A 26,923-nucleotide genomic window follows, 5' to 3' on the forward strand; every position below is an offset into this window, starting at 1 on the left:
GGGTGAACCCTATGCCTCAAACGGGTCGTCGGGATAAGTCACACCCGCCAGGTAAAGCCCTTCGGGCGGGCTGACAGGTCCGCAGGCTGTGCGGTCGCGGGCTTCAAGTGCGTGGGTCACATCGTCTGGCGACCATGACCCAGCACCCACCTGTTCCAGTGTGCCGATGAAACTGCGCACCTGATTGTGCAGGAAGGACCGCGCACGCACATGGAAGCGGTACTCGATGCCGGTGGTCAGAGGGACTTCTTCGACCCGCAGCTCATCCAGCGTCTTTACGGGGCTTTCCGCCTGACAGATGGTGGACCGGAAAGTTGTGAAGTCGTGAACACCTAACAGCCGATCCGCGCCCGCCTGCATCGCGCTTGCATCCAACTTACGTTTCACATGCCACGCCAATCCGCGTTCGTGGGTCAAGGGTGCACGACGCGAGATAAGCCGGAACAAGTACCGCCGTTCGCGCGCAGAAAACCGGGCGTGGAAATCATCGCCAGCCACGACGCAGTCATTGATCGCGATGCGGTGATTGCGCAGATGGTAATTCAAAGCTTCGGACAGTCGAAAGGGTTGCCAATCGCGCGTCAAATCAACATGCGCCACCTGCGCCAGCCCATGGACGCCCGCATCCGTGCGCCCAGCTGCGGCCAGCGTATGCGGGCCGGGTTCAAGTTTTTCCAGCGCAGCTTCGATGGCACCCTGAACGGAAGGATGCTCTTTCTGGCGCTGCCATCCGGAAAATCCTGCACCGTGATATTCGATTTTGAACGCAAATCTGGGCATGTAGTTCGCATAGCGTGCGGGCGCAGGCTCAGCAAGACCCGTTGCGGGATGGGGAGAAATGGGTGGAACCTCCCCTCTGGCGAAATGAGGCGCGGGACCATATCTTCAAGGTGAGCAGAGAAGGAGACGCCTGTGGGGCTTGGCGACATTGCAGACAGTATTACCCGCCAGATCGAAGCGATCGGTGACGCTACAAGCGAGGCATTGTTTGAACCCGTAATTCGGTTGGGTGTCACGGGCCTATCGCGCGCGGGCAAGACTGTGTTCATCACGTCTCTTGTGGCCAACTTGATGAACCGTGGGCGCATGCCGGGTCTGGTCGCGGCCTCGGAAGGGCGAATTGAAACAGCGTTTTTGCAGCCCCAACCCGACGACACAGTCCCGCGCTTTGACTACGAGGCACATCTGTCCGCCATGACGGGCCCTTCGCCACACTGGCCAGACAGCACGCGCGCCATATCCGAGCTGCGCTTGTCCTTCCGCGTTCAGCCGTCCGGGCTTTTGGGCGGATTGCGTGGGGCGCGCACCGTACATCTGGATATCGTGGACTATCCTGGTGAATGGCTTTTGGATCTGGCGCTTTTGGATCTCAGCTATTCCGATTGGGCCGCGCAGGTCCTGACCCGAATTGACACGCGCGATCAAGCGCAAGATTTCCTTGCCATGGCGCGCGCCACTGACGCGACCGAGAAGCTGGATGAAATGCAGGCCAAGCAGCTTGCCGGTGCGTTTGCGGACTATCTGAAAACAGCGCGCGAAGACGGGTACAGCGATTGCACACCCGGTCGGTTCCTTCTTCCTGGTGATCTTGAAGGCAGCCCCGCACTGACTTTCGCCCCGCTGCCGAAACCGGACACAACGCCGCGTCGCAGCCTGTGGCGCGAGATGGAGCGCCGCTTTGAAGCCTATAAATCCCGCGTTGTGAAACCATTCTTTCGGGATCATTTTGCGCGGATCGACCGTCAGTTGGTTCTGGTCGATGTTCTTGGGGCAATCCATTCTGGCCCCGAAGCGCTCGAGGATCTACGTCGCGCAATGGCCGAGATCCTGACGGCCTTCCGCCCCGGCACCAACGGATTCCTGTCTTCGCTCATGTTGGGTCGCCGAGTTGAACGTATTCTTTTTGCGGCCACGAAAGCGGATCATCTGCATCACGCGCAACATGCGCGTTTGACGGGAATCACCGAAGCTTTGTTGCGAGATGCTCGCGATCGCGCCGATTTTGCTGGGGCCAAGACGGGGGCGATGTCGCTGGCCGCGCTGCGCACGACGACCGAGGATCGCCTGACCCATGATGGCCAAGACCTTGATTGTGTGCGTGGTCGCCTGTTGGAAGACGGCAAAACTGCCGCGTTTTATCCAGGCGAATTGCCAGAAGATCCCGCCCAGCTGCTGAAACCTGCCCGAAGCGGTGAAGCCAAATGGCTTGATGCGGATTATCAGATCATGCGGTTCGCCCCGGCCGAGATTTCGCTGAAGCCCGGCGAGGGTCCGCCACATATCCGGCTGGATAAGGCCGCAGAGTTTTTGTTGGGGGACCGGTTATGATTGTTACGTGTGCCTCGACCGCTGACGTTCCCGCCATCGCCAACATTCTGTCTGGCTGGAACGCCACAACGCCGTGGCTGCCGCGCGTGCATTCACGGGCATCTGAAAAGGGGTTCGCACAAATGCTGGTCGAGCGGGGTTGGACATCGGTGGTGCGCACCGAAGGGCAGGTGCTTGGTTTTCTGTCGCGGGACAACCGTAAGATTCATGCGCTCTATGTTGCACCACATGCGCGCGGGGTTGGTGTTGGGAAAATGCTTTTGGATCAAGCCAAAGTGGCGCGAGATTCACTGTCGTTGTTCACTTTCCAACAAAACGACGGCGCACAGCGCTTTTACATGCGCGAAGGCTTTTACGAAGCCTACCGAACAGATGGGTCCGGCAATGACGAAGGACTGCCTGACATTTGCTATGAATGGAGACGCGCGTGACAGGAAACCGCAAACTCGGCCCCGTGTTGATCGAACTTGACGAAGCCTCGGCAACGTCACCCGCGGACGTTCCCCCGGTGCCCGAGGTGAACGCGCCAGAACCAACCGGCGCCGCGATGCAAGGCGTGTTGGCTGTTGCTGGGCGTAAACCGTCGCGGCTTATGCGCTGGTTTTGGTCGCTTCTTCTGTCCATTCTGGGGTTCGTACTGTCGGTCGCAGCCTATGATTTCGTAAACGGATTGATCACGCGCAACCCGTATCTGGGCTATGCCGCGCTAGCGTTGACCGGAGCGTTCCTGTTTGTTTTGCTGATCATCGCGCTGCGTGAGTGGATAGCATTTGCCCGCATGCGCCGCGTTGATGCGCTGCACCATGCCGCCGAACAGGCCCGCACTCATAATGATCTGGACGAGGCACGAGATGTCATGTCCCGCCTCAAACGGCTCTATCAGGGGCGGGATGACATGCGGTGGGGATTGGATCGTTTCCATGAACGCGAGGGCGAGGTGTTCGATGCAGACACTCTGTTTTCATTGGCCGAAACCGAATTGATGGCCCCGCTTGATCAAGCCGCCATGAAAGAGGTTGAAGCCGCCGCGCGCCAAGTCGCCACCGTCACGGCTATTGTGCCACTGGCCTTTGCGGACGTGGCCACGGCACTTACCGCGAACATCCGCATGATCCGCCGCGTGGCCGAGATCTATGGGGGGCGCTCCGGCACGCTGGGAAGTTGGCGTTTGACCCGTGCGGTGATGACTCATTTAGTCGCGACCGGCGCGGTTGCCGTCGGGGATGACATGATCGGGTCGCTTGCAGGCGGGGGCATGCTGTCCAAACTATCACGTCGATTTGGCGAAGGCGTGGTCAACGGCGCCCTAACCGCACGCGTCGGCGTCGCAGCACTTGAAGTCTGCCGCCCATTGCCATTTGGGAAAGGCAAACGCCCAGGTGTCACGGGGATTGTTAAGCGAGCGCTGACGGGGCTGTTTGGGAAATGAAACGTGTTCTTGTGCTTGGCGGCTACGGCCTGATCGGTTCCGAAGTTGTGGCGCATTTATTGCAGCAAGGATATCATGTCGTTGGGCATGGGCGATCCGCAGCGTCTTCAAAGCGCGCATCGCCGAAAATAGGTTGGTTGATACGTGATCTTGCGGACATGGTGGACGTGGAGTCATGGGGTCAGGTATTGCAGGAATTCGATGTCGTTGTGAATTGCGCAGGCGCGCTTCAGGATGGTGCACGCGACGACCTAAAAGCTGTTCATGTTGACGCCATTTTAGCTCTTGGAAAGTCGGCTGCGAAATATGGGACCATGCTTGTTCAGATTTCTGCTGCAGGGGTTTCCGAGAATGCATCAACAGAGTTTTTTCGAACGAAAGCACAAGGCGACATGGCCCTATTGGCAAGTGGTGCGAAGGTCATCATTTTGCGTCCCGGATTGGTGCTGTCGCCGCAATCCTATGGGGGTACCGCACTGATAAGGCAGCTGGCGGCCTTTCCCTTGGTGCAGCCCATCGCGCTTGCGGATACCCCTATTCAAACAGTGTCAGTCAGAGATGTAGCTATTGCAGTCGAACGCGCGATTGCAGGAGACTTGCCAGATCACGCGGTGCTGGAACTGGTCGAAGAAAAGCCAAATAGTCTGTCAGATGTGGTCGAAGCACATCGCAAATGGCTGGGGTTCTCAAAGGCGAGCATTCTGATTTCAATGCCCAACTGGGTGCTGCGAATTGCAGCCGGGGTTTCTGACGCGCTGGGATGGCTGGGGTGGCGATCGCCCTTGCGTTCAACGGCGGTCGAAGTGTTGAAGGATGGTGTGCTGGGCGACGCGCTGCCCTATCACATGTTAGGAGGAAAGGTTTCGAACCTAGATGAAACGCTCGCAAGCTTTCCCAATGGGGCGGAGCACCGTCTGAAGGCCAGGCTGTCTTGGTTTGTACCCGTTGGAATCGGCGTTCTGTCGGCATTCTGGTTGTTGTCAGGTCTTGTGGGGTTGGTGTCGCTTTCGGGTGCTGCTGAGGTTTTGACGCGCGTTGGCTGGCCTGCGTGGGCGGCGAAGGTCTCGGTGGTGTTCTGGGCAATTGTCGATTTAGTGCTAGGCGCGGCTGTTCTTTATCGTCCGTGGGTTCGGATGGCCTTGATCGGGATGCTGGCGACGAGTTTGATTTATATCGTTTCCGCCAGCGTTGTTACACCATCGTTGTGGCTGGATCCGCTTGGGCCACTGATGAAGCTTTTGCCAATTTGTCTCGCTATCTCGCTTATGTTCCCGCTGTTGGAGGATCGGTGATGGATTGGCCGCTTCTTTTTCGATTGGCGCATGTTTTGGGCGCAGTTGTGCTGATGGGAACGGGCGCTGGCATCGCCTTCTTCATGGTTGTGACACAGCAATCTCGTGATCCTAAACTGATCGCGCATGTCGCGGGTATCGTGGTTCTGGCCGATGCTGTGTTTACGGCGACTGCTGCCGTCGTGCAGCCTATTACGGGTGTGCTTTTGGCGCGCACACTGGGGTGGAGCCTGTGGGAAAGCTGGATTGTCGTCGGGATCGGGCTTTATTTTTTTGTTGGGGCGTTCTGGTTGCCCGTTGTCAGGATACAGATCCGGTTGCGAAATCTGGCACAGAAGGCTGCGGAAGCCGGTAAAGGGTTGCCTGATGAGTATCACCGACTTTACCGAATTTGGTTCGCCTTTGGCTGGCCCGCATTTACAGCAATGATCGCTATATTCTGGGTGATGCTGGCGCGGCCTTCGTTCTGGTAAACGTCAACTCAAACTCGGAACATCTTCCGCCGGGCGCGCTATGTCCTCAACGCCCATACGAAGTCCTCGCCCGATCCGGTGGACCAACGCAATCCATGCGCGTGCGGTTTGGGGTGGCAGTTTGTCGGTTGCGACGTCCTCGAACAAAGAAATCCATGGGGTGAAATGCTCGGGCCGCACATTGCCCGCTTGCATATGCGCGCGCATCGGGTTGCCCTCGTAGCCCGGTTCGCGAAGGATGGCACCCCGCCAGAAGCGGGTGATCAGGGCAATGTGTGTATCCCATTCCGCGTCGGTCGTTCCCACATGTCCGTTGAAAATCGGTCCAAGTTCAGGGTGGCGGCGGATGCGGGCATAGAAGGTGGCCAAAACCTCGTCGATTTCATCGCGGGAAATGTCAAAAAGCCGAAGCGGATTGGGGGCGTGTGTCATGGGATACCTTTTACCTGACTGAAATAGTCGACTCGCCACACGGGGCCAAGAAGGGATTGCAGGACAATTCAGCGCAGTCTGCGCCCTTAAGGTGCCTTTACGCCACGCGCGCACGGGCCTATAACGCCGTCATGATGCAACTTAAGGCCATCATTATTCGAATTATCAGCCCGGCGCTCTGATCCAGACGAGCCGCCGGGACAAGGCGCATGGACGACCCGCGCCGCCCCCAACCTGATATATGACGACTTTTCCTGAAAAGGACCGGACACATGTGTGCCGACACCCCAGAATACAAAGATACGCTGACCCTTCCCGTAACTGATTTTCCGATGCGCGCTGGCCTGCCCAAGCGCGAGCCTGAATGGCTGGCCCGGTGGGAAAAAATTGGCGTCTATGACCGCCTGCGCGAAACCGCCGGAGACCGCGAACCGTTCATCCTGCATGATGGCCCCCCCTATGCGAACGGCCACCTGCATATTGGCCACGCGCTGAACAAGACCATCAAGGACATGATCGTGCGCTCGCACCAGATGATGGGCCATGACGCGCGTTACGTGCCCGGCTGGGACTGCCACGGTCTGCCCATTGAATGGAAGATCGAAGAACAGTACCGCAAGAAGGGCAAGAACAAGGACGACGTGGACGTTGTCGACTTCCGTCAGGAATGCCGCAAGTTCGCCGAGGGCTGGATCGACATCCAGCGTGACGAATTCAAGCGTTTGGGCATCACCGGCAACTGGGCTGATCCTTACCTGACCATGGATTTCCACGCCGAGCGCGTGATTGCCGAGGAATTCATGAAGTTCCTGATGAACGGCACGCTGTATCAAGGGTCCAAGCCCGTGATGTGGTCGCCGGTGGAAAAGACCGCGTTGGCCGAGGCTGAGATCGAGTATCACGACCACAAGTCGCACACGATCTGGGTGCCGTTCTCGTTTGCGAAGCCTTCGGCCTTGCTTGCTGTGAGAGACGGCAATCTTAGTGCGCGTGAACAGCGCTATGCCAAAACTAGTTTGGCAAAGGACCTAGAAAACGCTCGTGTTGTCATCTGGACCACCACCCCTTGGACGATCCCGTCGAACAAGGCCGTCGCCTATAACGACAAGATTGCCTATGGCCTGTACCGTGTTGACGCGACCGAGGAAGAAAGCTGGACTAATCCCGGTGACCTGTATGTCTTCGCGGATGCACTGGCCGAAGATGCTCTCGGCAAGTCGCGCGTGACCGAGTTTACTCGCGTGCGGGATGTGGCGACTAGCGAGTTTGATGGCGTGATCCTCAAGCACCCGTTAAACGGTGCCGATGGCGCGGACGAGTTCTGGGATTACGACGTTCCGATGATCGACGGCGATCACGTGACCGACGATGCAGGTACGGGTTTCGTGCACACAGCGCCCAGCCACGGTGCCGACGACTATGAGGCGTTTGTTGCGCGCAACTGGATCGACCGCATGACCCACAATGTGGGCGAGGAATCGGAATTCCTGCCCCACGTGCCGTTCTTCGCGGGCCTTCAGGTCTTTGACCGCAAGGGCAAGGAAGGCAAAGCCAACAACGCCGTGATCGCCAAGCTGGTCGAAGCCGGCGGCATCATCGCGCGTGGCCGCGTGACGCACTCCTATCCGCATTCGTGGCGTTCGAAAGCACCGATTGTGTTCCGCAACACCCCGCAGTGGTTTGCGTCTGTGGATCGCGAGGTTGGCGACGGGCAGGACGAGATGGGCAAAACCATCCGAGAGCGTGCCCTGAACTCGATCGACCAACTGGTGAAATGGTGGCCGCAATCCGGTCGCAACCGCTTGTATTCGATGATCGAGGCTCGCCCGGATTGGGTTCTGTCGCGTCAGCGCGCTTGGGGCGTTCCGCTGACCTGTTTCGTGAAAAAAGGACTGCTGCCAACGGATGAAGGCTTCCTTCTACGCGACCCTGCCGTGAACGCCCGCATCGCCGAGGCGTTCGAGGCCGAGGGTGCTGACGCATGGTACGCCGACGGCGCGAAAGAGCGCTTCCTTGGCAACGAGCACAATGCCGATGAATGGGAGCAGGTCTTTGACGTGCTCGACGTGTGGTTCGATTCCGGTTCGACCCACTCCTTCGTGCTGCGCGATCGTGCAGACGGCACGCCGGACGGCATCGCTGATGTCTACATGGAAGGCACCGACCAGCACCGCGGGTGGTTCCACTCGTCGCTGCTGCAGGCCTGTGGCACCAAGGGCCGCGCGCCCTATAAGAACGTCGTGACCCACGGCTTCACGCTGGACGAAAAGGGCATGAAAATGTCCAAGTCGCTGGGCAACACCATCGTGCCCGAGCAGGTCGTGAAACAGTACGGTGCCGACATCCTGCGCTTGTGGGTGGCCCAGACGGATTACACGGTTGATCAGCGGATCGGGCCGGAAATCCTGAAAGGGGTTGCTGACAGCTATCGCCGTTTGCGCAACACGATGCGCTTTATGCTAGGCAACCTGCATGGGTTTGATGATAGCGAACGCGTGGACGTCGCTGACATGCCCGAGCTGGAGCGTTGGGTGCTGCATCGTCTGGCGGAACTCGATCACGTCGTGCGCGAAGGTTATAGAACCTTCGATTTCCAAGGCGTGTTCTCGGCCGTGTTCAACTTCGCGACCGTGGACCTGTCGAGCTTCTATTTCGACATCCGCAAGGACGCGCTCTATTGCGACGGGGCAGACAGCCTGAACCGTCGTGCCGCACGCACAGTGCTGGACATCCTGTTCCACCGCCTGACCACCTGGCTTGCCCCTGTGTTGGTCTTCACGATGGAAGATGTGTGGCTCGAGCGCTTCCCGGGCGAAGACAGCTCGGTCCATTTGGTGGACTTCCCGGACACACCCGCCGATTGGCTGGACGAACCGCTGGCCGCGAAATGGGCCGGTATCCGTCAGGTGCGCCGCGTGGTCACCGCCGCGCTGGAAATTCAGCGTCGCGACAAGGTGATCGGTGCCTCGCTAGAGGCCGCGCCGGTTGTGCATGTGCGTGACGAGGACGTGCTTACGTCGCTCAAGTCGGTAAACTTCGCGGATGTGTCGATCACAAGCCAAGTACAGCTAACCAACGATCCGCTGCCGTCTGAGGCCTTCCGCGTGCCGGAAGTCGAAGGCGTGGGCGTGGTGTTCGAAAAGGCATCGGGTGAGAAATGTCAGCGCTGCTGGAAGATCTTGCCGGATGTAGGCAGCCACAATCACAAAGGTGTTTGTGGCCGGTGTGACGAAGCGCTGTCGTAACCGGTACGAAACCGCAAGAAACGGAACGCCCCGACCATTGTGCCGGGGCGTTTTCTTTTGCACCATGGCCGTATGAACATTGCGGTAGTTGATAGCCCGGTTGGGCGCCTAGGGGTGGTGGAAGAGGGTGGCAAGATCACGCGCCTTCGTTGGAATGCTGATCCGGTCGGGGAACTGACCCCCGTGTTGACCGCAGCCCAAGCCCAACTACGTGCCTATTTCGACGGGGCACTGACCAAGTTTGATCTTCCCACGCAAGTAGACGGCAGCGAATTTCAGTGTGCGGTTTGCGATGTCATGTCTGCCATTCCCTATGGCGAGACTTTAACTTACGGCGACATCGCAAAGATCACGGGAAACTCGGCTCAGGCAGTGGGCAATGCCTGCGGCGCAAATCCCATCCCGATCATCATCCCCTGTCATCGCGTGATGGGGGCTGGGAATAAACTGGTTGGGTTTTCAGGCGCGGGTGGGGTCGAGACAAAAGTTCAGCTTTTGCGCCTTGAAGGTGCTGCCGGATTGCTTATCTGAGAAGCTTGGCCCACAAAGGACGCTTGGATGCACAAGCGCGGCGGCGAACAGGGGGACAGCATGGAAGCTTTTCTAAGCGTCAAAGGCGTGACCAAGACCTATGAAGGTGGTCATCAAGCACTGAAAGGTGTGGACCTTGAGATTGATGAGGGCGAAATCCTTGCGCTTCTCGGGCCAAATGGTGCTGGAAAAACCACTCTGATTTCAATTATTTGCGGAATCGCGACGGCAAGTTCGGGCACCATTACAGTTGGTGGGTTTGACCATGCGCGCGACTACCGCGCTGCGCGCAATCTGATCGGGTTGGTGCCGCAGGAAATCAATCTGGAACCGTTTGAGACCGTGATGAACTCGGTTCGGTTTTCGCGCGGGCTGTTTGGCAAGCCGCGCGATGATGCACGGATCGAAGAGATCCTGAAGCTGCTTAGCTTGCACGACAAAAAGGACAATCGGATCATGACGCTTTCGGGCGGAATGAAGCGACGCGTGCTGATCGCCAAAGCGCTGTGCCACGACCCGCAAATTCTGTTCCTTGATGAGCCCACAGCCGGCGTTGATGTCGAGCTGCGCAAAGATATGTGGGAGATCGTGGGCCAGCTGAAAGAGACGGGCGTGACCGTCATTCTGACCACACACTACATCGAAGAAGCCGAGGCGATGGCGGACCGGATCGGGGTGATCTCGAACGGGGAAATCTTGTTGGTTGAAGAGAAAGACGCGCTGATCAAACGGCTTGGGCAGAAAGAGCTGTTGATCGAGCTGGATACGCCGATCGATGCCGTGCCCGAACAGCTTGCGAGCTATCCCCTGACCGTTTCGGACGAGGGTGGGTTGATCTATTCTTATGATGCGCAGGCGGGCAGCACCGGGATAACCGGGCTATTGGCGGACTTGCGCGAAACGGGGCTGCATTTGGCGGACCTTTCAACGCGCCAAAGCTCTTTGGAAGATATCTTCGTCGATCTGGTGAAGGAGGATGCAGCATGAACTGGAATGCCATCGCGGCCATCTATCGTTTTGAAATGGCGCGCACCTTCCGTACGCTAGTGCAGTCGGTTATTTCGCCCGTCCTTTCTACTTCGCTCTACTTCATCGTTTTCGGCGCCGCCATCGGATCGCGCATCGATCAGGTTGAGGGCGTCAGCTACGGCGCGTTTATTGTGCCCGGCCTGATCATGCTTACGGTCTTGACGCAAAGCACATCGAACGCGTCCTTCGGCATCTATTTCCCGAAGTTCATTGGTACAGTCTATGAATTGCTCTCTGCCCCGATCTCGTTCTTCGAGATCGTAATTGGTTATGTGGGGGCGGCCGCCACCAAGGCCTTCATGATCGGTATGATCATCTTCGTGACCGCTCATTTCTTCGTTGATCTAACCATCGCACATCCGGTTTGGATGGTGCTGTTTTTGCTGCTGACTTGTATCAGTTTCGCGCTTCTGGGCTTCATCATCGGCATCTGGGCTGGAAACTTCGAGCAATTGCAACTGGTGCCCATGCTGGTCATCACGCCGCTCGTGTTCCTTGGCGGGTCGTTCTATTCAATCTCGATGCTGCCACCCGTTTGGCAGACAATCACGCTGTTTAACCCGGTTGTTTATCTGATATCGGGCTTCCGCTGGGCGTTCTTCGGACAGGCAGATGTGGCGCTGGGCTGGTCCATTGCTGCGATCATTCTGTTTATGACCGCGTGCCTTCTGACCATTGGTTGGATCTTCCGCACAGGATACAAACTACGCAGCTGATACGCAGAGATGCCACAGGTGGGAAAAAGCGTGATTGGCTCACCCTTGTTGAAACTGCGCAGGACATCTACATGAGTTGCCATGATCGAACATCTTCCATTTGTTAAAAAGCCACCCTTGGTGGCAGTCGTGCGCCTGTCGGGCGTGATCGCAACCGGCACGCGCGGACAATTGAATGACGCAGTGATGGCGCCCGCCATTGAACGCGCCTTTCGCAAGGGGAAACCGGCAGCTGTTGCGTTGATCATCAACTCACCCGGTGGCAGCCCGGTTCAATCCAGCCTGATTGCCGCTCGCATTCGCCGCTTGGCCGCCGAGAAAGAAATCCCGGTCTATGCTTTTGTCGAAGACGTCGCTGCCTCGGGTGGCTACTGGCTTGCGACCGCAGCGGACGAGATCTATGCCGACGAAAGCTCGATCCTTGGATCCATTGGCGTCATCTCAGCCAGTTTTGGTCTGACGGGGCTGATGGAGAAAATCGGGGTCGAACGTCGCGTCCACACGGCAGGCAAATCGAAGTCGATGATGGATCCGTTCCAGCCTGAAAAACCTGCCGATGTGAAACGTTTGAAGGCGTTGCAGGAAGACATCCACACGGCATTCAAAACCCAAGTGACAACCCGTCGTGAAGGTAAGCTGCCAAAAGGCGAAGATTTGTTCACCGGTGACATCTGGTTGGGCTATGCAGCCATCGAAAAAGGCTTGGCTGACGGGATTGGTCATGTCGTGCCAACTATGAAAGAGAAATTTGGCGACAAGGTTCGTTTCCGCGTTTACGGCGCGAAACGTGGACTGTTGTCCCGGTTTGGAATGCGGCTTGTGTCGGACACGATTTCAACGATCGAGGAACGCGCGGAATACGCTCGTTTTGGGCTCTGATGGTCATCAAGATCGTTGTCCTGTTTTTGGTCGCAATGGGTGTGCTGGCCATGTTTGGCAAGTTGCGCTATCCCGGCCAACAACGCATCGAAGCAATGAAATGCCCACGGTGTGGGCGATATAAGCTGGGGAAATCCCCGTGTGACTGCAAGGGAAAGGGCTAAGCCTTGGATCTGATTTTTGCCACGCTTGGTCTGATCATCCTTTTGCTCGCAGGCGATAGCCTTGTGCGCGGGGCAGTGAACATGTCGCTGCGCCTTGGTGTGCCTGCGATGATTGTGTCGCTGACCATTGTCGCCTTTGGCACCTCTGCGCCCGAGCTTCTGATCTCAGTCAGTTCGATCCTTGAAGGTGTCCCCGGACTTGCCATGGGCAACGTGGTCGGCTCAAACACAGCCAATATCCTTCTGGTCCTTGGTGTTCCGGCATTGATGGCGGGGCTTTCCACAAAAACCTGCGACAGTCGCAAAAGTTACCTTCAGATGATCGGCGCAACGGTGCTCTTCATCGTGCTGGCCTTTGGAGGCGAGATCGGCTGGCCACAAGGCTTGGTGCTTTTGGCCGCACTTGCACTGATGCTTGGCTCGGCCTTCCGTGAGGCGTTGCGCCATCGCCGTGCCGTCAGCGCAGGTGATGAAGAAGAGAATGATGACGATGAAGACGTCGAAGGGGCCGACCCTGACATGCCTTGGTGGAAGGTGATCATGTTCCTGACGCTTGGCCTGATTGGTTTGCCATTGGGTGCGGATCTTCTGGTTGATGCATCGACCAATATCGCGCGTCACTTCGGGGTCTCGGAAACGGTCATCGGCTTGACGCTTGTGGCTTTGGGCACTTCCTTGCCCGAGCTTGCGACCACAGTGATGGCGGCGCTTCGTAAGCAGGCAGATGTCGCTTTGGGGAACGTGATCGGTTCGAACATGTTCAACCTGTTGGCCATCATCGGCATCTCGTCTTTGGTTGGGCCGATACCGGTGGACCCGGGCATTTTGCAATTTGACTTATGGGTCATGCTGGGCGCGTCGCTTTTGCTGGCGCCATTTGTCTTCCTGAAATGGCACATGGGCCGCGTTTGGGGCATCCTTCTGTCGATACTCTATGTGGTTTATGTTCTGATTGTTTTGGGGAATGCATAATGACGAACAAATGCGCATTGGTGACAGGAGCAGGCGGGCGGCTTGGCCGCGCGTTGGCGTTGGAGCTGGCGCGGCATGGGTTCGACGTTGCTGTTCACTATAGCAGTTCAGCCGAAGGGGCTGCGCAAACCGTTGCAGAAATTGAAAGCACAGGACAGCGAGCCGTTGCACTTCAGGCAGATTTCCTGAAGCTCGACGAGGTCAAAGCCCTTGTGCCCCAGGCGGTCGAGGCATTGGGTGGGCCACTCTCCGTTCTTGTGAACAATGCTTCTATCTTCGAGTATGACCGCATCGGGACAGTGTCCGATGACAGCTGGGATCGGCACATGTCGTCGAACCTGCGCGCGCCCTTGTTCCTGATCCAGTACTTCGCTGCGCAAGCCCCAAAAGCCACGACAGACGAGTTTGGCGAGCAGCAGTCGCAAGCCCTTATCGTCAATATGCTGGATCAGCGGGTTCAGAAGCTGACACCGGAGTTTATGACCTATAGCCTGGCCAAACATGGGCTTTGGACCCTGACGCGCACAGCCGCCCAAGCCCTTGCACCCCATGTGCGGGTGAATGGAATTGGGCCCGGTTCGACGATGATTGGTGAACGCCAATCACAAGAGCATTTCGAGGCGCAGCGGATGGGATCGATCCTGAAGCGCGGGCCGAACCCATCGGATATCACGTCCGCATTGTCCTACCTGCTGAACGCTCCGGCTGTGACCGGGCAAATGATTGCAGTGGATGGGGGGCAACATTTGGGATGGCAGACCCCGGACGTGATTGGAAATCCAAAGAAATCTTGAACTTTTCCGAGGTCTTCAAAGGGGTGTGACGGCGAAGTTGTGCACCTGTGAAGCAAAACAGCGCGCAAATTTGTGATTTTTGCAATGATTTCACATGTTTACATATTGGTCATATTTCTTTTGTTTGAAAACAATGAGTTACACAACTGCCTAAAAAATAGGCAGATTGACGAAAAGGGCCGAATACAACGAAAAAAACCTATCCTTGGTGACATGTCCTCAGACTTATCCACAGTTTCTGTGGGCATGTTTTCTCTTGTATCCGTAACGATAAGATTGCAGCGGGACACAGAATCAAGAAAGCTACCCCATGACGCGCGATAATCAGGACAAGCCAGAGGAAAATGTACCGGTTGAAACCGGACATGAGGTTGTTCAGTCCTACCTGAAAACGCTTGATAATTCGCCGGGTGTTTATCGAATGCTCGATGCGAAGGGGCGGGTTTTGTATGTCGGCAAGGCGCGCAGTTTGAAAAAGCGTGTGTCCAACTACGCCAAACCCACCGGGCACAGCGCACGCATTGCGCGGATGATCAGTCAGACAGCGTCGATGATGTTTCTGACCACGCGGACCGAGACCGAGGCGCTTTTGCTTGAACAGAACCTGATCAAGCAGTTGAAGCCGCATTTCAATGTGCTTTTGCGCGACGACAAGAGCTTTCCAAATATCTTGGTGACGGATCATGAGTTTCCGCAGATCAAGAAGCACCGCGGGGCCCGGAAAGAGAAGGGGCATTACTTTGGTCCTTTTGCCAGTGCGGATGCGGTGAACCGGACACTGAACCAGCTGCAAAAGGTGTTCCTTTTGCGCAATTGCACCGATGCCACGTTCGACGCGCGTTCGCGGCCGTGTCTGCTGTATCAAATCAAACGGTGCGCTGGGCCTTGTGTGGGAAAGATTGATGCGGAAGGCTATGGTGCGTTGGTTAACGACGCCGAAGACTTCTTGTCGGGTCGCACGACCAAAATGCAAGAAAGCCTTGCGGCCGAGATGCAGGCGGCATCTGAAGCCATGGCGTTTGAGAAAGCCGCCGTGCTGCGCGATCGCATTCGCGCATTGACGCAAGTGCAGCAGTCCCAAGGCATCAATCCACGCGGTGTGGGTGAGGCTGATGTGATTGCGCTCCATATGGAAGGTGGACAAGCCTGCGTTCAGGTCTTCTTCATTCGGGCGCATCAGAATTGGGGCAACCGGGATTTCTACCCCCGCACAGGCGCAGGCGCTGGACCGGGTGAGGTGCTGCAAGCGTTTGTGGGGCAGTTTTACGATCAAAAGGAACCTCCACGTTTGATCCTTTTGTCTGATCCCTTGGATGAACAAGATCTCATGGCTGAAGCCTTGAGCGAGAGGTTGGGGCGCAAGGTCGAAATCTCGGTTCCGCAGCGGGGTGAAAAATCCGAGCTGGTTGCGAATGCCCAGCGAAACGCGCGTGAAAGTCTGGCTCGCAAGTTGGCTGAAACCGCGACGCAGGCGAAGTTGCTTGATGGTGTTGCGAAAGCGTTTGAGCTGGACGGCCCACCCGCCCGGATCGAGGTCTACGATAACTCGCACATTCAAGGGGCTCATGCAGTTGGGGCCATGATTGTCGCGGGACCGGAAGGCTACATGAAAAGCCAATACCGCAAGTTCAACATCAAGGGCGAGGATCTGACCCCCGGTGATGATTTCGGTATGATGAAAGAGGTACTGACCCGGCGCTTCAAACGCCTGTTGAAAGAGGACCCCGAGCAAGAACAAGGCTTGTGGCCAGAGCTTCTGTTGATTGATGGCGGGGCAGGGCAAGTCAGTGCTGTGCACGAGATTATGGAAGAGATGGGCGTTACAGACATTCCCATGATCGGTGTGGCCAAAGGTGTGGACCGCGACCACGGGAAAGAAGAGTTTCACAGGCGCGGCCAGCGACCCTTCGCGTTGCAGCGCAATGACCCCGTTCTCTATTTCATCCAGCGATTGCGGGATGAAGCGCACCGCTTTGCCATCGGCACCCACCGAGCCAAGCGCGCGAAGGCGCAAGGTGCCACCCCATTGGACGAGGTTCCGGGCGTGGGCGCCACACGGAAACGTGCGCTTTTGCAGCATTTCGGATCGGCCAAAGCTGTCAGCCGCGCGGGTCTTGATGATCTGAAAGCTGTGGATGGCATTTCAGAAACACTTGCAGAAACCATCTATGGCTTCTTCCATGACAAGGGCTGACGCGGTATTGAAAGCTCTATGAAATGGACTTTGCCTAATATCCTGACCATGGGGCGGTTGATTGCAGCCCCCGCCGTGGCGATCCTATTCCTCTATTTTTCGCGTCCGCTGGCCGATTGGCTGGCGCTGATCCTGTTCTTGCTGGCAGCCGCCACGGATTGGATTGATGGTTATCTGGCACGCAAATGGGGGCAGGAAAGCAAGCTAGGTGCGATGCTTGATCCGATTGCTGATAAGGCGATGGTGGTGATCGCGCTAATGGTGATCGTGGGCTATTCGGATGTGTATTGGACCCCGTGGCTTGTTCTGCCTGCAACCGTGATCCTGTTTCGCGAGGTTTTTGTGTCGGGTCTGCGCGAGTTCTTGGGCGATACTGCCGGAACGCTGAAGGTCACCAAACTAGCGAAATGGAAAACGACTGCACAAATGGTTGCGATTGCGGTCCTGTTCTCGCGCGGGATCTTCGAGCATCATCTGGTGATGGGATCATTTGGCATGGATCAGACGATGGTCGAGCAAATCATGTCGGGTGAAGTAGAAGACGTGAACGGCTTGCGTGGCTACTTTCATGGTATGGTCTGGTCGGGGCGCATTGGCTTGTGGCTGTTGTGGATCGCGGGATTGCTGACGCTGATCACCGGCTGGGATTACTTCCGCAAAGCGTTGCCGTACCTGAAAGAGGATTAACGCATGATCGACGTAATGTACTTCGCTTGGGTGCGTGAACGGATCGGTGAACCGCGCGAAACGGTCGAGACGTCGGCGGCAACGGTCATGGAGTTGGTAGAAGAACTGCGGGCGCGCGAGCCAAGATATGCAGCGGCTTTCGAAGATCTGTCCGCCCTGCGCGTTGCGCTGGATCAGGAACTCTCTGATTTCGACGCATCGCTTTCGGGCGTGCGTGAAGTGGCCTTTTTCCCACCGATGACAGGCGGCTAAGATGACTGTCCGTGTTCAGACTGAACCTTTTGATCCCGGAACAGAGCTTTCGGCATTTGCGCAAGGTCGTAGCGATCTTGGCGCAGTGGTCACCTTCACCGGTGTGGTGCGCGACGATGCCGGAACGCTCGATCGGATGGAAATCGAGCATTATCCGGGCATGACCGAGAAGGCGATTTCGAAGATTGTGATTGAGGCGACAGATCGTTGGTCATTGACAGAATGTTTGGTGATACATCGTCACGGGGCTTTGAAACCGGGTGAGCAGATCATGATGGTCGCCACAGCCTCGGCCCATCGTGTGGCGGCGTTTGAAGCGGCGGAATTTCTGATGGACTACTTAAAATCCCGCGCGCCGTTCTGGAAGAAAGAGTTCACCAAAGATGGCAGCACCGATTGGGTAGATGCCAAGGTGAATGACGAAGAAGCCTTGAAGCGTTGGGAAGCAGATCGTTAGTCGCGCGCGGGAATAATCTGCTGCGCGATCCCCGCGCCCAACAGGTAGATCGACGTCACAACAAGCCCCCAATGTGCCCAGCTTTCTGGGTGGAAATCGACCCAAGCGGCCCAACCTGCAAATCCGGTCCAGGCCAAAGCCATTGGCAGGCTGACAGTGCGCCAGCGTTCGGTGCGCACGGGGTGGATGAATTTCAGAGGCAGGAACATCGCAATCGCAATCGCGGCCACCAGCACGGTCATCACCCAGAAATTCGGTTCAGTGGCAAAGAGCACCAAGATCACCATGTTCCAACAGCCGGGAAAGCCCGAAAAGCTGTTGTCTTTGGTCTTCATACGCGTGTCGGCGAAGTAAACGACGCTTGTGAAGGTGATCACAATAATTGCAAACCAGCCAGTCCAGCCCGGCATCAAGCCTGATTTGAACAGCGCATAGGCCGGGATGAATACATAGGTTAGGTAGTCGATGATCAGATCCATCAACACGCCATCATATTGCGGAGCATTGACCTTTACGTGATATCGCCGCGCCAAAGGGCCGTCGATCCCATCGACCGTGAAGGCCACCACCAACCAAAGAAACATCAGCCCCCATTTCTCGTCCACCGCAGCCAGCATTGCCAACATGGCAAAGACAGCTCCGGTTGCGGTCAATAAATGGACGAGCAGGGCTTTGGTCGTGATGTTCATCCGCGCTTTGTGCCGGAAAACCGCCAAGGTGGAAAGGGAAAAGCTTGTCCGCGCATGTGCGGGATTAAGCGCGGGGGTGAGCGGCCTTGTACACTTCCAGAAGTCGGGATGTATCAAGCGCGGTATAGCCCTGAGTTGTGGACAGGCTGGAATGGCCCAGTAATTCCTGAATGGTGCGTAGGTCTCCGCCCGACGCCAAAAGATGCGTTGCAAAGCTGTGGCGCAACGCGTGTGGGGTGGCGGTTGCGGGAAGACCCAGCTGCAACCGCACTTGTTGCATCAGTTTCTGCACTTGTCGTGCGCCAAGTGCTCCCCCGCGCACGCCGCGAAACAGAGGGGCTTCGGGTGTTTCGGGATGGGGGCAAATCTTGCGATAGGCTTCAACAGCTTCGCGGGCCACAGGCAAAACAGGCACCAAACGCTCTTTGTTGCCTTTACCGGTAATCCGCAGAACGTCCCCCAAGGGCGCATCTGACGCCGTTAGCCCCAATGCTTCGGAAATGCGAAGTCCACATCCGTAAAGCAAGGTGATGACAGCCGTATCGCGTGCGCCAACCCAATCGTGACGTGACTGCAATGGTGTGGCCTCTTGCACAGCTTTGGCGGCATCGGGCGACAGTGGACGTGGCAGTTTCTTGGCGAATTTCGGACTGCGCGTCGACAGCACGGCGGTGGCGTCGAACGCGTCTTGTTCGCTCAACCACACATAAAAGCTTTTCACGGCAGACAATGCCCGCGCCAAGCTGCGCGCTGCGACGCCACGCGCGCGTTCCGACGCCATCCAAGCCCGCATATCGCTGATTGAAACCCGGGCCAAAGCACCACGACCGGCCTCGCCCCCCAGATGGTTGGCCATGAACGCCAGATATCCCGACAGATCAGCCTGATAGGCTTTGATCGTATTCTCAGACGCAGCGTCTAACGCGCGCTTATGTTCAAGAAATTGTTCCAGTGCATCACGCGCACCCGGGGCGATCTGCAATCTGTTTGGGCTGGTCATGACAGCCAGCGGCGCATCGCGCGTTCAAACACGCCCCCAAAAAAGTCCAGAAGGTCTGTCGCCTGCCCTGGACGGAATTGTGCAAGGTCTTCGGTGCCCATCACCAACATGCCAGGCAAACGACCTTCGCCCAAGTCAAGGACGACGCAAGCTTCGGATCTGATCCAGAAGCCGCAATCCCCATAAATGTCGGCATCGCGTTCCTGAATTTGGCGCAAGAAAACCTTGCGCCGGTCCGGGCCGGCCGCTTGCCCCAAATAGGTGTCAATAAATCCAGCAGGCGTGGTGGAAATCACAGAACCCAACCGCGAGATGGCCGGATTAATTTCTTCCTGCGTTGTTTCCAGAACCAACCGAAGGCAATCCACCTTCAGCGTCTCAGCGACCTCACCATCAAGGCTTTGCATAAACTGGGCAAAGTCCTCCGGATCAAGCATGCGCAACACAGCCCGGTGGATCAGGTTCATTCCCGCAACATTTTCATAAGCCGCGGCCAGAACAGAACGGTGAGTGTCTTCCAACTCATCAAGTCGGTCTGTCAGCCGATCCATTGCGGCACCACGCAAATCCACGATATTCGTGCCCATCTTGCGTTCGTGGGCTGAAACCAAGGCATTCATGATGTCTTGGTCATTTAAAATAGTTTCGGGCTGCGCAATCAGATGTGCGCGCAACTCGTCATCCAACGCTGGGTGACCACTCATGACTGCCTCGATATTCTTGTCGTTTTTTGAGACTATACATTAAACGCACAGGTGATGCGGCAATAATTCGGGCATGTAGAAAAGAGAAAAGGGGGCCGTGGCCCCCTCGTCACATCCTGATTTTCGTCTGAATTACAGGATTTTGATGTCTGCGGCTTTGATATCAGCCAAGAAAGCGTCCAGCCCGTTATCCGTTAGTACGTGCTTTGCCATGGCCTGAATGACCGAGGGCGGAGCCGTTGCAACGTCTGCGCCAACCAATGCAGCGTCCTTCATGTGGTTCACATTTCGGATCGACGCGGCCAGGATCTGCGTTTCGAACATATAGTTGTCATAGATGGTGCGGATGTCTTCGATCAGCTCCATGCCATCAAGGTTGATGTCGTCCAGTCGTCCGATGAAGGGCGAGATGAAGGTCGCGCCCGCCTTGGCAGCCAGCAGCGCTTGGTTGGCCGAGAAGCACAGGGTCACGTTCACCATGGTGCCTTCGTCCGACAGAGTTTTACAGGCTTTCAGCCCGTCCCATGTCAATGGCACTTTCACGGCGATGTTGTCGGCGATCTTGGCCAGCTTGCGGCCCTCGGCGATCATCGTTTCCGCGTCAATCGCAGTCACTTCGGCGGACACGGGGCCATCTACGATGTCACAGATCTCTTTCGTGACGTCGATGATGTCGCGGCCTGATTTTTTGATGATTGAGGGGTTGGTGGTCACACCGTCCACCATGCCAAGGTCATTCAGTTCCTTGATGGCGTCGATGTCGGCTGTATCGGCGAAGAATTTCATGTGCGCGTTTCCTGCAGAAGTTTGCGTTTGCGCTCTCATACCCCATGGGCGCGCGCGCAGAAAGCCCTTATGGTGCGTTTCATGACGGGGAATCTGGCAATATGAGCGACATTGAGCAGTTTCCGGAAGGCGCAAGGGTCGGCGTGCTGACCGCCCAGCCTCTGGACCGAATCCTGACCTACCGCGCACCTGAAGGGGGATGCGTGCAGGGGGATTTTGTCGAGGTGCCTTTGGGCCCGCGTAAAGTGTTGGGCGTGGTCTGGGGACCAGGCGAGGGCGGATTTGATGCGTCCAAGCTGCGTGCGGTGATCCGTGTGCTGGATGTTGCCCCGATGCGCCGCGAAATGGCCGAGTTTCTGACCCGCGTTGGTGACTACACGCTGACGCCTATGTCCCAGATGCTACGTCTGGCCACCCGCGCGCCGGGTCTGTCGGACCCTCCGTCTATGCGCAAGGTGTTGAAGGCATCGGGTCATCGCCCCAACCGCCTGACCGATGCGCGTGCCAAGGTGATGGACGTGCTGATGGATCATCCCGGTGTGGGCTTTACACAGAAGGAACTTGGTGATTTGGCGGGGGTCAGTGGCTCGGTCGTGAAGGGCCTGGTGAAGCTGGGGGCCATCCGCGAGGAAGATACGCCGCGTGACATGCCGTATCCACGGCTTGATCCATCGCTGCCCAGCAAGGAATTAACCGAAGATCAGGCCGCCGCCGCCAAGCAGCTGACCGATGGCGTGCGATCCGGCCGCTATGGCACCACGCTTTTGCGCGGCGTTACCGGGGCCGGAAAGACCGAGGTCTATCTGGAAGCCGTCGCCGCCTGTCTGCGCAAGGGCCGTCAGGCTTTGGTGCTTCTGCCCGAGATTGCCCTGACTGCCGAGTTCCTGAAACGGGTCGAGGAACGCTTTGGCGCGCGCCCCGCCGAATGGCATTCCGGCGTCACCATGACCGAACGCCGCCGGTGCTGGCGTATGGTTGGGCAGGGCGAAGCGCAACTGGTCGTCGGTGCGCGATCCTCGCTTTATCTACCCTTCCGTGACCTTGGGCTGGTGATCGTCGATGAGGAACATGACAGTTCTTACAAGCAGGAAGACGGGGTGCTTTATTCGGCACGTGACATGGCGGTGATGCGGGCGTCCATTTGTGACGCGCAGGTGGTGCTGGCCTCGGCCACGCCCTCGCTGGAAACATGGGCGAATTGCGAAGCCGGGAAATACAAGCGCATTGAATTGACCAGCCGCTATGGCCCCGCCGTGATGCCCGACATGCGCGCGATTGATATGCGGCAGGAAGAATTGCCCGCACAAAGCTGGATCTCGCCTACGCTGAAAGCGGCGGTGACCGCGCGCATTGCAAAGGGCGAGCAGTCGCTTCTCTTCATCAACCGCCGTGGCTATGCGCCCGTCACCATCTGCCGCGCTTGCGGACACCAGATCGGGTGCGATCATTGCGACGCGCGTATGGTAGAGCATCGCTTTCAGAAACGTCTGGTTTGCCACCAGTGCGGCGAAACGAAACCCATGCCGGACGCCTGCCCGGAATGCGAGGTCGAGGGCAAGCTGGCCCCTGTTGGCCCCGGTGTGGAACGGCTGGCCGAGGAAGTCACAGCGGCCTTCCCCGACGCGCGCATTGCAGTCCTGTCCTCGGACCTTTTCGGATCGGCCCGCGCCCTTAAAGCGCAGATTGAGCTGATTGCTGAAGGCGGGGCCGACATCATCATCGGTACGCAGCTGGTGGCCAAGGGACACAACTTCCCGAAGCTGACTCTTGTGGGAGTGATCGACGCTGACCTTGGCTTGCAAGGCTCTGATCTACGCGCCGCCGAACGGACCTTCCAGCTGATCCGGCAGGTTGCAGGACGGGCAGGACGAGCCGAGACACCGGGGGTGGCTTTGCTGCAAACCTTCCAACCCGAACACCCGGTGATCCGCGCGATCCTTGCGGGCGAGGAAGAGAAGTTCTGGAAAGCCGAAGCGGGCGAACGCCAAGCCGCTGGCGTGCCGCCTTACGGTCGCATGGCGGGGATCGTCCTGTCCTCGCCCGACATTCAAGCCGTGTTCGATCTTGGGGCCGAGATGGCGCGACGGTCCGAACCGCTCACCCAAATCGGCGCGCAGCTCTTCGGCCCCGCCCCAGCCCCCATCGCCCGCGTGCGCGGCCGCCACCGCGTACGACTGCTGGTCAAAGCCGAGAAAACCGCCCCCATCCAAGCCGCCCTAAAACGCTGGCTGGTGCAGTTCCAGATCAAAGGGGATATGCGGGTGTCGGTGGATATTGATCCGCAGAGTTTCTACTAGATCCCGCTACGCGCCATACGTGCAGCAAAAACATCTTACTGCGCAAAAACGTGAAACATGATCGGGACCATTGGCAGTGTCACTATGTAGGGCACCACGAATGCAAAGATGCAGAGCCAAGCTTTCCCGTCCTCGCCGGGCCGTGGCGCCTTTGCGATCAGCGTGACGCCACTGGCTGCAAAAAGCAGGCCCGGTAGATAGAGCAGAATAAGAACGTCCTGATCGAATGGTAGGTTGAAGGAAGGCTGAAGCAGCATCCCTGCGAGAACGAAGTGGATCAGTCCAGCACCGACGGCGATTGCGCTTTTCATGTCGGAATTACATGCGACCATGGCCGCCCGTGTCAATTGCGCTTGCCGTTTGGGGATTAGGGGCGTTGTGTGGTCGAAAGGATTTCCCTGCGATCACGCGGGTAAGTCTACTCCGCCGCCACCCCAACAGCCCCGCGCTGATCTACCAGCGCGTCTGTCACCATCGCGCCGATCCACATGCACAGAAGGGCAAGCCATGCGGTGCCGACGAAGATGGAGCCTCCGGTGACGCCTGCGCCGATGGCACAGCCGCCAGCCAGCATCGCGCCGAAGCCCATAAGGACGGCCCCAGTCATCGAGCGGCGCATGTTGGCCTCGCCCTCGAACCCTTGGAACTTAAACTCGCCGGTCAGCCAACTGGCGGCGAAGGCCCCGATGACGACGCCGGGGACAAGGCCCACGTCGAACTCCAACACCGGGTCGGACACAAGGAAGAACATGAGCGTATTTGCGGACGGACCTGAAAAAGTTGCCGAGGTTACGGACACAGGTTCAAACGCGGCAAGTGAAAGCTGATAGGTTAGCACCCAGCCCAGTGCGACTGCGAAGCCGACGCCCGAGCCAAAGATCAGCCGTGCATAACCCATGCCTGATTTGCGTGCGATGGTGATGGCAAGCACGGCGGTAAACAGCCCCATGGCCAAGCCGCCCCATTCGGGTGCGCCGACCAAGGTCAGAAGGTTCACGTTCACGCCGCCCTCGGTCATCCAAAGGCGGGCGAGGGTGTCGCGGGTGGGGGCAAGCCAGCCGTGCAGGCTCATCTGGGCGACCACGGCAAAGATCAGACCAGAGACGACGGATCGTAAATTGCCCGTTGCCGCCAGCACAAGAAGGCGTCCAGAACAGCCACGCGCCAGCACCATGCCCACGCCAAACAGAAGCCCGCCAATGATTGCGCCGGACCAGCTGCCAGTCACGGCCATCATGCGCGCGTCCTCGGTCCGCATAAGACCCAGAAGGTTCGCGCCCTGAACCCAAACGAGCGCAGTTGAGAAGGTCAACAGCCACACGGCGACCGAGCTGTCCATCATGCGGCGCGCGAACTCCACCGTGGCGGCGCGCAGGCAGAACCGCGAGCGCTGGGCGGAGACACCAAAAACGATGCCCGTAATCAGGCCAAAAAGCGCGGCGGTCGGGTTCTCTCCGATCCGGTCGATCAGTGGGACGATATCCATGGGGCCTCCTTGAACTTGGCGCAGTTTTAAAGGCTGGAGCGCGCCAAGCCTTGACCTATGTCAGAAACGCATCAGCATTTTTGAATGCGATTAGCGCTCGCCAAGCCTGCTAAAGGGGCGTAATGCAAGCGGATGAGACACCAGATCCTGACCCTTGACGAAGCCCGCGAACAGCCCTTCTGGCGCCGCCCGATTTTCCTGCTGATGCTGATGGCAGCGGGGATGCCGATTGCGTTCTTCACATGGTCGGCTCTTCTGAACAATTTCGTGATCGAGGCTGCAGACTTCACCGGGGTCGAGATCGGCTGGCTGCACACGGTGCGCGAGATTCCGGGCTTTCTGGCAATCGGCGTTATCGCGTTGTTGATGCTGTTTCGCGAACAGGTTTTAGGTGTTGTGTCGCTGGGTCTTCTGGGGGCTGCCACCGCGATAACAGCATGGTTTCCAAGCTTTGGCGGCATTCTGACCGTAACGATGCTAAGCTCGATCGGGTTTCACTACTTTGAGACCGTGAACCAATCCTTGCAGCTGCAGTGGATCGACAAGAAACGTGCACCACAGATGCTGGGGTGGATAATGTCCATCGGGTCGGCCGCTGCTTTGGTCAGCTATGGTCTTTTGGTTCTGACATGGAAGACGTTCGATCTGAGCTACAACCTTGTCTACATGATTGCGGGCGGTGTGACGTTGGCCATCGCCATCTTTGCGTTCTTCGCCTATCCGCAGTTTGAAAGCCCTGAACCGCAGCTGAAGCAATTCGTGCTGCGTAAACGCTACTGGTTGTACTATGCGCTGCAGTTCATGGCGGGCGCACGTCGGCAGATCTTCATCGTCTTCGCGGCTTTCATGATGGTCGAACGCTTCGGCTTCGAAGTGCACGAGGTCACCGCACTGTTCCTGATCAACTATGTCGCCAACATCTTTTTTGCGCCTCTGATGGGAAAAGCCGTGGCCAAATGGGGTGAACGGCGCGCATTGATATTTGAGTATGTCGGGCTGATGGGTGTGTTTCTGGCCTATGGCGGCATCTATTTCTTTGGTTGGGGCGTGGTGCTGGCCGCAGTGCTTTATGTACTCGACCACCTGTTCTTTGCATTGGCGTTTGCACTGAAAACCTACTTCCAGAAGATCGCAGATCCGCAAGACATCGCACCCACGGCGGCGGTGGCCTTTACCATAAACCATATTGCAGCGGTCTTTCTGCCAGCGCTTTTGGGGTATTTGTGGGTTGTGTCGCCCGGTGCGGTATTCGGGCTGGCCGCAGCCATGGCTGGAGTTTCGCTGGGCTTGTCCATGCTAATTCCCCGCCATCCCGAAAAAGGGAATGAGACAATCCTGTCTTATCGGATTGCACGCCCTGCCGAATAGGCGAGAACCTGCGTGCATCTGCAGGGTGGGATAATCCATACTCGTAGAATGCAACTTAATCTGACAAACTAAGCGCGCCTGACAACCCTTGGCTGTCGGCGTTGATTTTTGATTGCGATTCAAGAGATTTGATTTGAGCACCAGTTTTGAATTCTATTCGCGTTTCGATGCGATTGACATCGGCTATGCCATGCGCGCCCTTGCTGCCGAACGCCGCAAGCGGTCTAAAGGCTGGGGCGCTGAAATCAGAGCCGCGATCCTGATCGTCGCTTTGATTGCCATCGCTGCCATTGCAACTTTCTCCAATGATGCAGGGATTGGCGTGTTCTTGGCGTTTTTGCTTCTGATCGGGGCAGGGCTTCTTGTTATAAGGCACAATATACAATCGTATCAGGCGAAACTTAGCAGATCGCCCATGCGCGAAGGTGTGGCACAGGTTGTTTTGTCCGCGCTGGGTATGCGGATCACGCATCCGGGATTTGAGGTTTTGATCTCATGGAGCCACATGGAAGGTCTGATTGTGACCGAACGTGGGCTGCTGTTGCTGATTGATGGCTACGGGTATTGCCCGATTGAACGCTCTGCCTTTAACGACGATGCGCACATGAGAGAGGTCGCCGACCAAATTGAAGTCTGGAGGGCCGCAGCCGGTGTTGACACCTCGGCCCCAGATGCTTGACCCGCTGAATTGGTGGCGGTAGGCACAAGGGCTTTTGGGA

General features: G+C 57.4%; 27 protein-coding genes. 19 read left to right on the forward strand and 8 right to left on the reverse strand.

The genetic code is table 11. From position 1 onward, the window contains the following. Positions 1 to 9: 9 nt before the first annotated feature. Positions 10 to 780 carry a tRNA pseudouridine(38-40) synthase TruA gene (gene truA / locus MWU55_RS09475; protein ID WP_246935809.1) on the reverse strand — a complete coding sequence of 257 codons (771 nt, stop codon included), beginning with the start codon at positions 778 to 780 and terminating at the stop codon, positions 10 to 12. 132 nt (positions 781 to 912) lie between these two features. On the opposite strand from truA, the gene MWU55_RS09480 reads away from it, so the two are divergent. The 5 genes from MWU55_RS09480 to MWU55_RS09500 are packed head-to-tail and all read left to right on the forward strand — an operon-like array spanning position 913 to position 5,522. Beyond that, a complete protein-coding gene (locus tag MWU55_RS09480) occupies positions 913 to 2,328 on the forward strand; it encodes a YcjX family protein (protein ID WP_246935810.1) in 1,416 nt (471 codons plus the stop codon). Then, positions 2,325 to 2,759, forward strand: a complete 435-nt coding sequence (locus MWU55_RS09485; RefSeq protein WP_246935811.1) for a GNAT family N-acetyltransferase — start codon at positions 2,325 to 2,327, stop codon at positions 2,757 to 2,759. The genes MWU55_RS09480 and MWU55_RS09485 overlap by 4 nt, the downstream gene beginning before the upstream one ends. After that, positions 2,756 to 3,757, forward strand: coding sequence for a TIGR01620 family protein (locus tag MWU55_RS09490; RefSeq protein ID WP_246935812.1), 1,002 nt, complete (start codon positions 2,756 to 2,758; stop codon positions 3,755 to 3,757). The genes MWU55_RS09485 and MWU55_RS09490 overlap by 4 nt, the downstream gene beginning before the upstream one ends. Then, positions 3,754 to 5,049 carry an SDR family oxidoreductase gene (locus MWU55_RS09495; RefSeq protein ID WP_246935813.1) on the forward strand — a complete coding sequence of 432 codons (1,296 nt, stop codon included), beginning with the start codon at positions 3,754 to 3,756 and terminating at the stop codon, positions 5,047 to 5,049. The genes MWU55_RS09490 and MWU55_RS09495 overlap by 4 nt, the downstream gene beginning before the upstream one ends. Next, the gene (locus MWU55_RS09500) at positions 5,049 to 5,522 is read left to right on the forward strand and encodes a DUF2269 domain-containing protein (RefSeq protein WP_246935814.1); all 474 of its coding nucleotides are present in this window, start codon (positions 5,049 to 5,051) and stop codon (positions 5,520 to 5,522) included. Before MWU55_RS09495 ends, MWU55_RS09500 begins: the two co-directional genes overlap by 1 nt. Before the next feature lie 3 nt (positions 5,523 to 5,525). Here the strand turns inward: MWU55_RS09500 and MWU55_RS09505 are convergent, their stop codons facing one another. Further along, complete coding sequence (locus tag MWU55_RS09505) at positions 5,526 to 5,954, reverse strand: group III truncated hemoglobin (RefSeq protein ID WP_246935815.1); 429 nt, start codon at positions 5,952 to 5,954, stop codon at positions 5,526 to 5,528. 272 nt (positions 5,955 to 6,226) lie between these two features. Here MWU55_RS09505 and ileS point away from each other — a divergent pair, with 272 nt between their 5' ends. The 11 genes from ileS (at position 6,227) to MWU55_RS09560 (ending at position 17,874) form a co-directional block, all read left to right on the forward strand. Beyond that, positions 6,227 to 9,199 (forward strand): isoleucine--tRNA ligase, encoded by a 2,973-nt coding sequence (gene ileS, locus MWU55_RS09510; protein ID WP_246935816.1) that lies wholly within the window; start codon positions 6,227 to 6,229, stop codon positions 9,197 to 9,199. 72 nt (positions 9,200 to 9,271) lie between these two features. After that, positions 9,272 to 9,730, forward strand: a complete 459-nt coding sequence (locus MWU55_RS09515; RefSeq protein WP_246935817.1) for a methylated-DNA--[protein]-cysteine S-methyltransferase — start codon at positions 9,272 to 9,274, stop codon at positions 9,728 to 9,730. 60 nt (positions 9,731 to 9,790) lie between these two features. Then, complete coding sequence (locus MWU55_RS09520) at positions 9,791 to 10,717, forward strand: ABC transporter ATP-binding protein (protein ID WP_246937850.1); 927 nt, start codon at positions 9,791 to 9,793, stop codon at positions 10,715 to 10,717. Continuing rightward, positions 10,714 to 11,475, forward strand: coding sequence for an ABC transporter permease (locus tag MWU55_RS09525; RefSeq protein WP_246935818.1), 762 nt, complete (start codon positions 10,714 to 10,716; stop codon positions 11,473 to 11,475). The genes MWU55_RS09520 and MWU55_RS09525 overlap by 4 nt, the downstream gene beginning before the upstream one ends. Positions 11,476 to 11,556: 81 nt before the next feature. Beyond that, the gene (locus MWU55_RS09530; RefSeq protein ID WP_246935819.1) at positions 11,557 to 12,354 is read left to right on the forward strand and encodes a S49 family peptidase; all 798 of its coding nucleotides are present in this window, start codon (positions 11,557 to 11,559) and stop codon (positions 12,352 to 12,354) included. A gap of 167 nt (positions 12,355 to 12,521) precedes the next feature. Beyond that, on the forward strand, positions 12,522 to 13,490 hold the full coding sequence (locus tag MWU55_RS09535) for a calcium/sodium antiporter (protein ID WP_246935820.1): 969 nt from the start codon (positions 12,522 to 12,524) through the stop codon (positions 13,488 to 13,490). Next, positions 13,490 to 14,284, forward strand: coding sequence for an SDR family oxidoreductase (locus tag MWU55_RS09540; protein WP_246935821.1), 795 nt, complete (start codon positions 13,490 to 13,492; stop codon positions 14,282 to 14,284). The genes MWU55_RS09535 and MWU55_RS09540 overlap by 1 nt, the downstream gene beginning before the upstream one ends. Before the next feature lie 310 nt (positions 14,285 to 14,594). Continuing rightward, entirely contained in the window at positions 14,595 to 16,478 is a 1,884-nt protein-coding gene (uvrC, locus tag MWU55_RS09545; RefSeq protein WP_246935822.1) for an excinuclease ABC subunit UvrC, read from the forward strand. An 18-nt stretch (positions 16,479 to 16,496) separates the two neighbouring features. Next, the gene (gene pgsA / locus MWU55_RS09550; RefSeq protein WP_246935823.1) at positions 16,497 to 17,165 is read left to right on the forward strand and encodes a CDP-diacylglycerol--glycerol-3-phosphate 3-phosphatidyltransferase; all 669 of its coding nucleotides are present in this window, start codon (positions 16,497 to 16,499) and stop codon (positions 17,163 to 17,165) included. A 3-nt stretch (positions 17,166 to 17,168) separates the two neighbouring features. Then, positions 17,169 to 17,417 carry a molybdopterin converting factor subunit 1 gene (gene moaD, locus MWU55_RS09555; protein ID WP_246935824.1) on the forward strand — a complete coding sequence of 83 codons (249 nt, stop codon included), beginning with the start codon at positions 17,169 to 17,171 and terminating at the stop codon, positions 17,415 to 17,417. 1 nt (position 17,418) lies between these two features. Beyond that, positions 17,419 to 17,874 (forward strand): molybdenum cofactor biosynthesis protein MoaE, encoded by a 456-nt coding sequence (locus tag MWU55_RS09560; protein WP_246935825.1) that lies wholly within the window; start codon positions 17,419 to 17,421, stop codon positions 17,872 to 17,874. On the opposite strand, the gene MWU55_RS09565 is transcribed toward MWU55_RS09560, so the two are convergent. From MWU55_RS09565 to fsa, 4 genes are all read right to left on the reverse strand, one after another. Then, positions 17,871 to 18,563, reverse strand: coding sequence for a CDP-alcohol phosphatidyltransferase family protein (locus MWU55_RS09565; protein ID WP_246935826.1), 693 nt, complete (start codon positions 18,561 to 18,563; stop codon positions 17,871 to 17,873). The genes MWU55_RS09560 and MWU55_RS09565 overlap by 4 nt on opposite strands. Positions 18,564 to 18,627: 64 nt before the next feature. Next, entirely contained in the window at positions 18,628 to 19,563 is a 936-nt protein-coding gene (locus tag MWU55_RS09570; RefSeq protein ID WP_246935827.1) for a tyrosine recombinase XerC, read from the reverse strand. After that, the gene (locus tag MWU55_RS09575; protein ID WP_246935828.1) at positions 19,560 to 20,267 is read right to left on the reverse strand and encodes a DUF484 family protein; all 708 of its coding nucleotides are present in this window, start codon (positions 20,265 to 20,267) and stop codon (positions 19,560 to 19,562) included. Before MWU55_RS09575 ends, MWU55_RS09570 begins: the two co-directional genes overlap by 4 nt. A 132-nt stretch (positions 20,268 to 20,399) precedes the next feature. Beyond that, the gene (gene fsa / locus MWU55_RS09580; protein WP_246935829.1) at positions 20,400 to 21,053 is read right to left on the reverse strand and encodes a fructose-6-phosphate aldolase; all 654 of its coding nucleotides are present in this window, start codon (positions 21,051 to 21,053) and stop codon (positions 20,400 to 20,402) included. Positions 21,054 to 21,154: 101 nt separating this feature from the next. Between fsa and MWU55_RS09585 the strand changes: the two genes are divergently transcribed. Continuing rightward, a complete protein-coding gene (locus tag MWU55_RS09585; RefSeq protein ID WP_246935830.1) occupies positions 21,155 to 23,350 on the forward strand; it encodes a primosomal protein N' in 2,196 nt (731 codons plus the stop codon). Between the two features lie 35 nt (positions 23,351 to 23,385). Here MWU55_RS09585 and MWU55_RS09590 read toward each other — a convergent pair whose 3' ends face one another. Together MWU55_RS09590 and MWU55_RS09595 are read right to left on the reverse strand one after the other, a co-directional pair. Beyond that, the gene (locus MWU55_RS09590) at positions 23,386 to 23,661 is read right to left on the reverse strand and encodes a hypothetical protein (protein WP_246935831.1); all 276 of its coding nucleotides are present in this window, start codon (positions 23,659 to 23,661) and stop codon (positions 23,386 to 23,388) included. Between the two features lie 107 nt (positions 23,662 to 23,768). Further along, positions 23,769 to 24,836 carry a YeeE/YedE family protein gene (locus MWU55_RS09595; protein WP_246935832.1) on the reverse strand — a complete coding sequence of 356 codons (1,068 nt, stop codon included), beginning with the start codon at positions 24,834 to 24,836 and terminating at the stop codon, positions 23,769 to 23,771. A 132-nt stretch (positions 24,837 to 24,968) separates the two neighbouring features. Here MWU55_RS09595 and MWU55_RS09600 point away from each other — a divergent pair, with 132 nt between their 5' ends. Next, positions 24,969 to 26,204, forward strand: a complete 1,236-nt coding sequence (locus tag MWU55_RS09600) for an MFS transporter (protein WP_246935833.1) — start codon at positions 24,969 to 24,971, stop codon at positions 26,202 to 26,204. Between the two features lie 133 nt (positions 26,205 to 26,337). Continuing rightward, positions 26,338 to 26,883, forward strand: a complete 546-nt coding sequence (locus MWU55_RS09605) for a YcxB family protein (protein ID WP_246935834.1) — start codon at positions 26,338 to 26,340, stop codon at positions 26,881 to 26,883. Positions 26,884 to 26,923: the final 40 nt, after the last annotated feature.

The sequence above is a fragment of the Aliiroseovarius sp. F20344 genome, from assembly GCF_023016155.1.
Classification (GTDB): Bacteria; Pseudomonadota; Alphaproteobacteria; order Rhodobacterales; family Rhodobacteraceae; genus Aliiroseovarius.

Excerpts from the sequence above, each read along its gene's own strand:
- truA (WP_246935809.1), bottom strand. The coding sequence starts at position 780 with ATGCCCAGATTTGCGTTCAAAATCGAATATCACGGTGCAGGATTTTCC.
- MWU55_RS09485 (WP_246935811.1), top strand. The coding sequence starts at position 2,325 with ATGATTGTTACGTGTGCCTCGACCGCTGACGTTCCCGCCATCGCCAAC.
- MWU55_RS09495 (WP_246935813.1), top strand. The coding sequence starts at position 3,754 with ATGAAACGTGTTCTTGTGCTTGGCGGCTACGGCCTGATCGGTTCCGAA.
- MWU55_RS09500 (WP_246935814.1), top strand. The coding sequence starts at position 5,049 with ATGGATTGGCCGCTTCTTTTTCGATTGGCGCATGTTTTGGGCGCAGTT.
- MWU55_RS09505 (WP_246935815.1), bottom strand. The coding sequence starts at position 5,954 with ATGACACACGCCCCCAATCCGCTTCGGCTTTTTGACATTTCCCGCGAT.
- ileS (WP_246935816.1), top strand. The coding sequence starts at position 6,227 with ATGTGTGCCGACACCCCAGAATACAAAGATACGCTGACCCTTCCCGTA.
- MWU55_RS09515 (WP_246935817.1), top strand. The coding sequence starts at position 9,272 with ATGAACATTGCGGTAGTTGATAGCCCGGTTGGGCGCCTAGGGGTGGTG.
- MWU55_RS09520 (WP_246937850.1), top strand. The coding sequence starts at position 9,791 with ATGGAAGCTTTTCTAAGCGTCAAAGGCGTGACCAAGACCTATGAAGGT.
- MWU55_RS09525 (WP_246935818.1), top strand. The coding sequence starts at position 10,714 with ATGAACTGGAATGCCATCGCGGCCATCTATCGTTTTGAAATGGCGCGC.
- MWU55_RS09530 (WP_246935819.1), top strand. The coding sequence starts at position 11,557 with ATGATCGAACATCTTCCATTTGTTAAAAAGCCACCCTTGGTGGCAGTC.
- MWU55_RS09540 (WP_246935821.1), top strand. The coding sequence starts at position 13,490 with ATGACGAACAAATGCGCATTGGTGACAGGAGCAGGCGGGCGGCTTGGC.
- uvrC (WP_246935822.1), top strand. The coding sequence starts at position 14,595 with ATGACGCGCGATAATCAGGACAAGCCAGAGGAAAATGTACCGGTTGAA.
- pgsA (WP_246935823.1), top strand. The coding sequence starts at position 16,497 with ATGAAATGGACTTTGCCTAATATCCTGACCATGGGGCGGTTGATTGCA.
- moaD (WP_246935824.1), top strand. The coding sequence starts at position 17,169 with ATGATCGACGTAATGTACTTCGCTTGGGTGCGTGAACGGATCGGTGAA.
- MWU55_RS09560 (WP_246935825.1), top strand. The coding sequence starts at position 17,419 with ATGACTGTCCGTGTTCAGACTGAACCTTTTGATCCCGGAACAGAGCTT.
- MWU55_RS09565 (WP_246935826.1), bottom strand. The coding sequence starts at position 18,563 with ATGAACATCACGACCAAAGCCCTGCTCGTCCATTTATTGACCGCAACC.
- MWU55_RS09570 (WP_246935827.1), bottom strand. The coding sequence starts at position 19,563 with ATGACCAGCCCAAACAGATTGCAGATCGCCCCGGGTGCGCGTGATGCA.
- MWU55_RS09575 (WP_246935828.1), bottom strand. The coding sequence starts at position 20,267 with ATGAGTGGTCACCCAGCGTTGGATGACGAGTTGCGCGCACATCTGATT.
- fsa (WP_246935829.1), bottom strand. The coding sequence starts at position 21,053 with ATGAAATTCTTCGCCGATACAGCCGACATCGACGCCATCAAGGAACTG.
- MWU55_RS09585 (WP_246935830.1), top strand. The coding sequence starts at position 21,155 with ATGAGCGACATTGAGCAGTTTCCGGAAGGCGCAAGGGTCGGCGTGCTG.
- MWU55_RS09590 (WP_246935831.1), bottom strand. The coding sequence starts at position 23,661 with ATGAAAAGCGCAATCGCCGTCGGTGCTGGACTGATCCACTTCGTTCTC.
- MWU55_RS09595 (WP_246935832.1), bottom strand. The coding sequence starts at position 24,836 with ATGGATATCGTCCCACTGATCGACCGGATCGGAGAGAACCCGACCGCC.
- MWU55_RS09600 (WP_246935833.1), top strand. The coding sequence starts at position 24,969 with ATGAGACACCAGATCCTGACCCTTGACGAAGCCCGCGAACAGCCCTTC.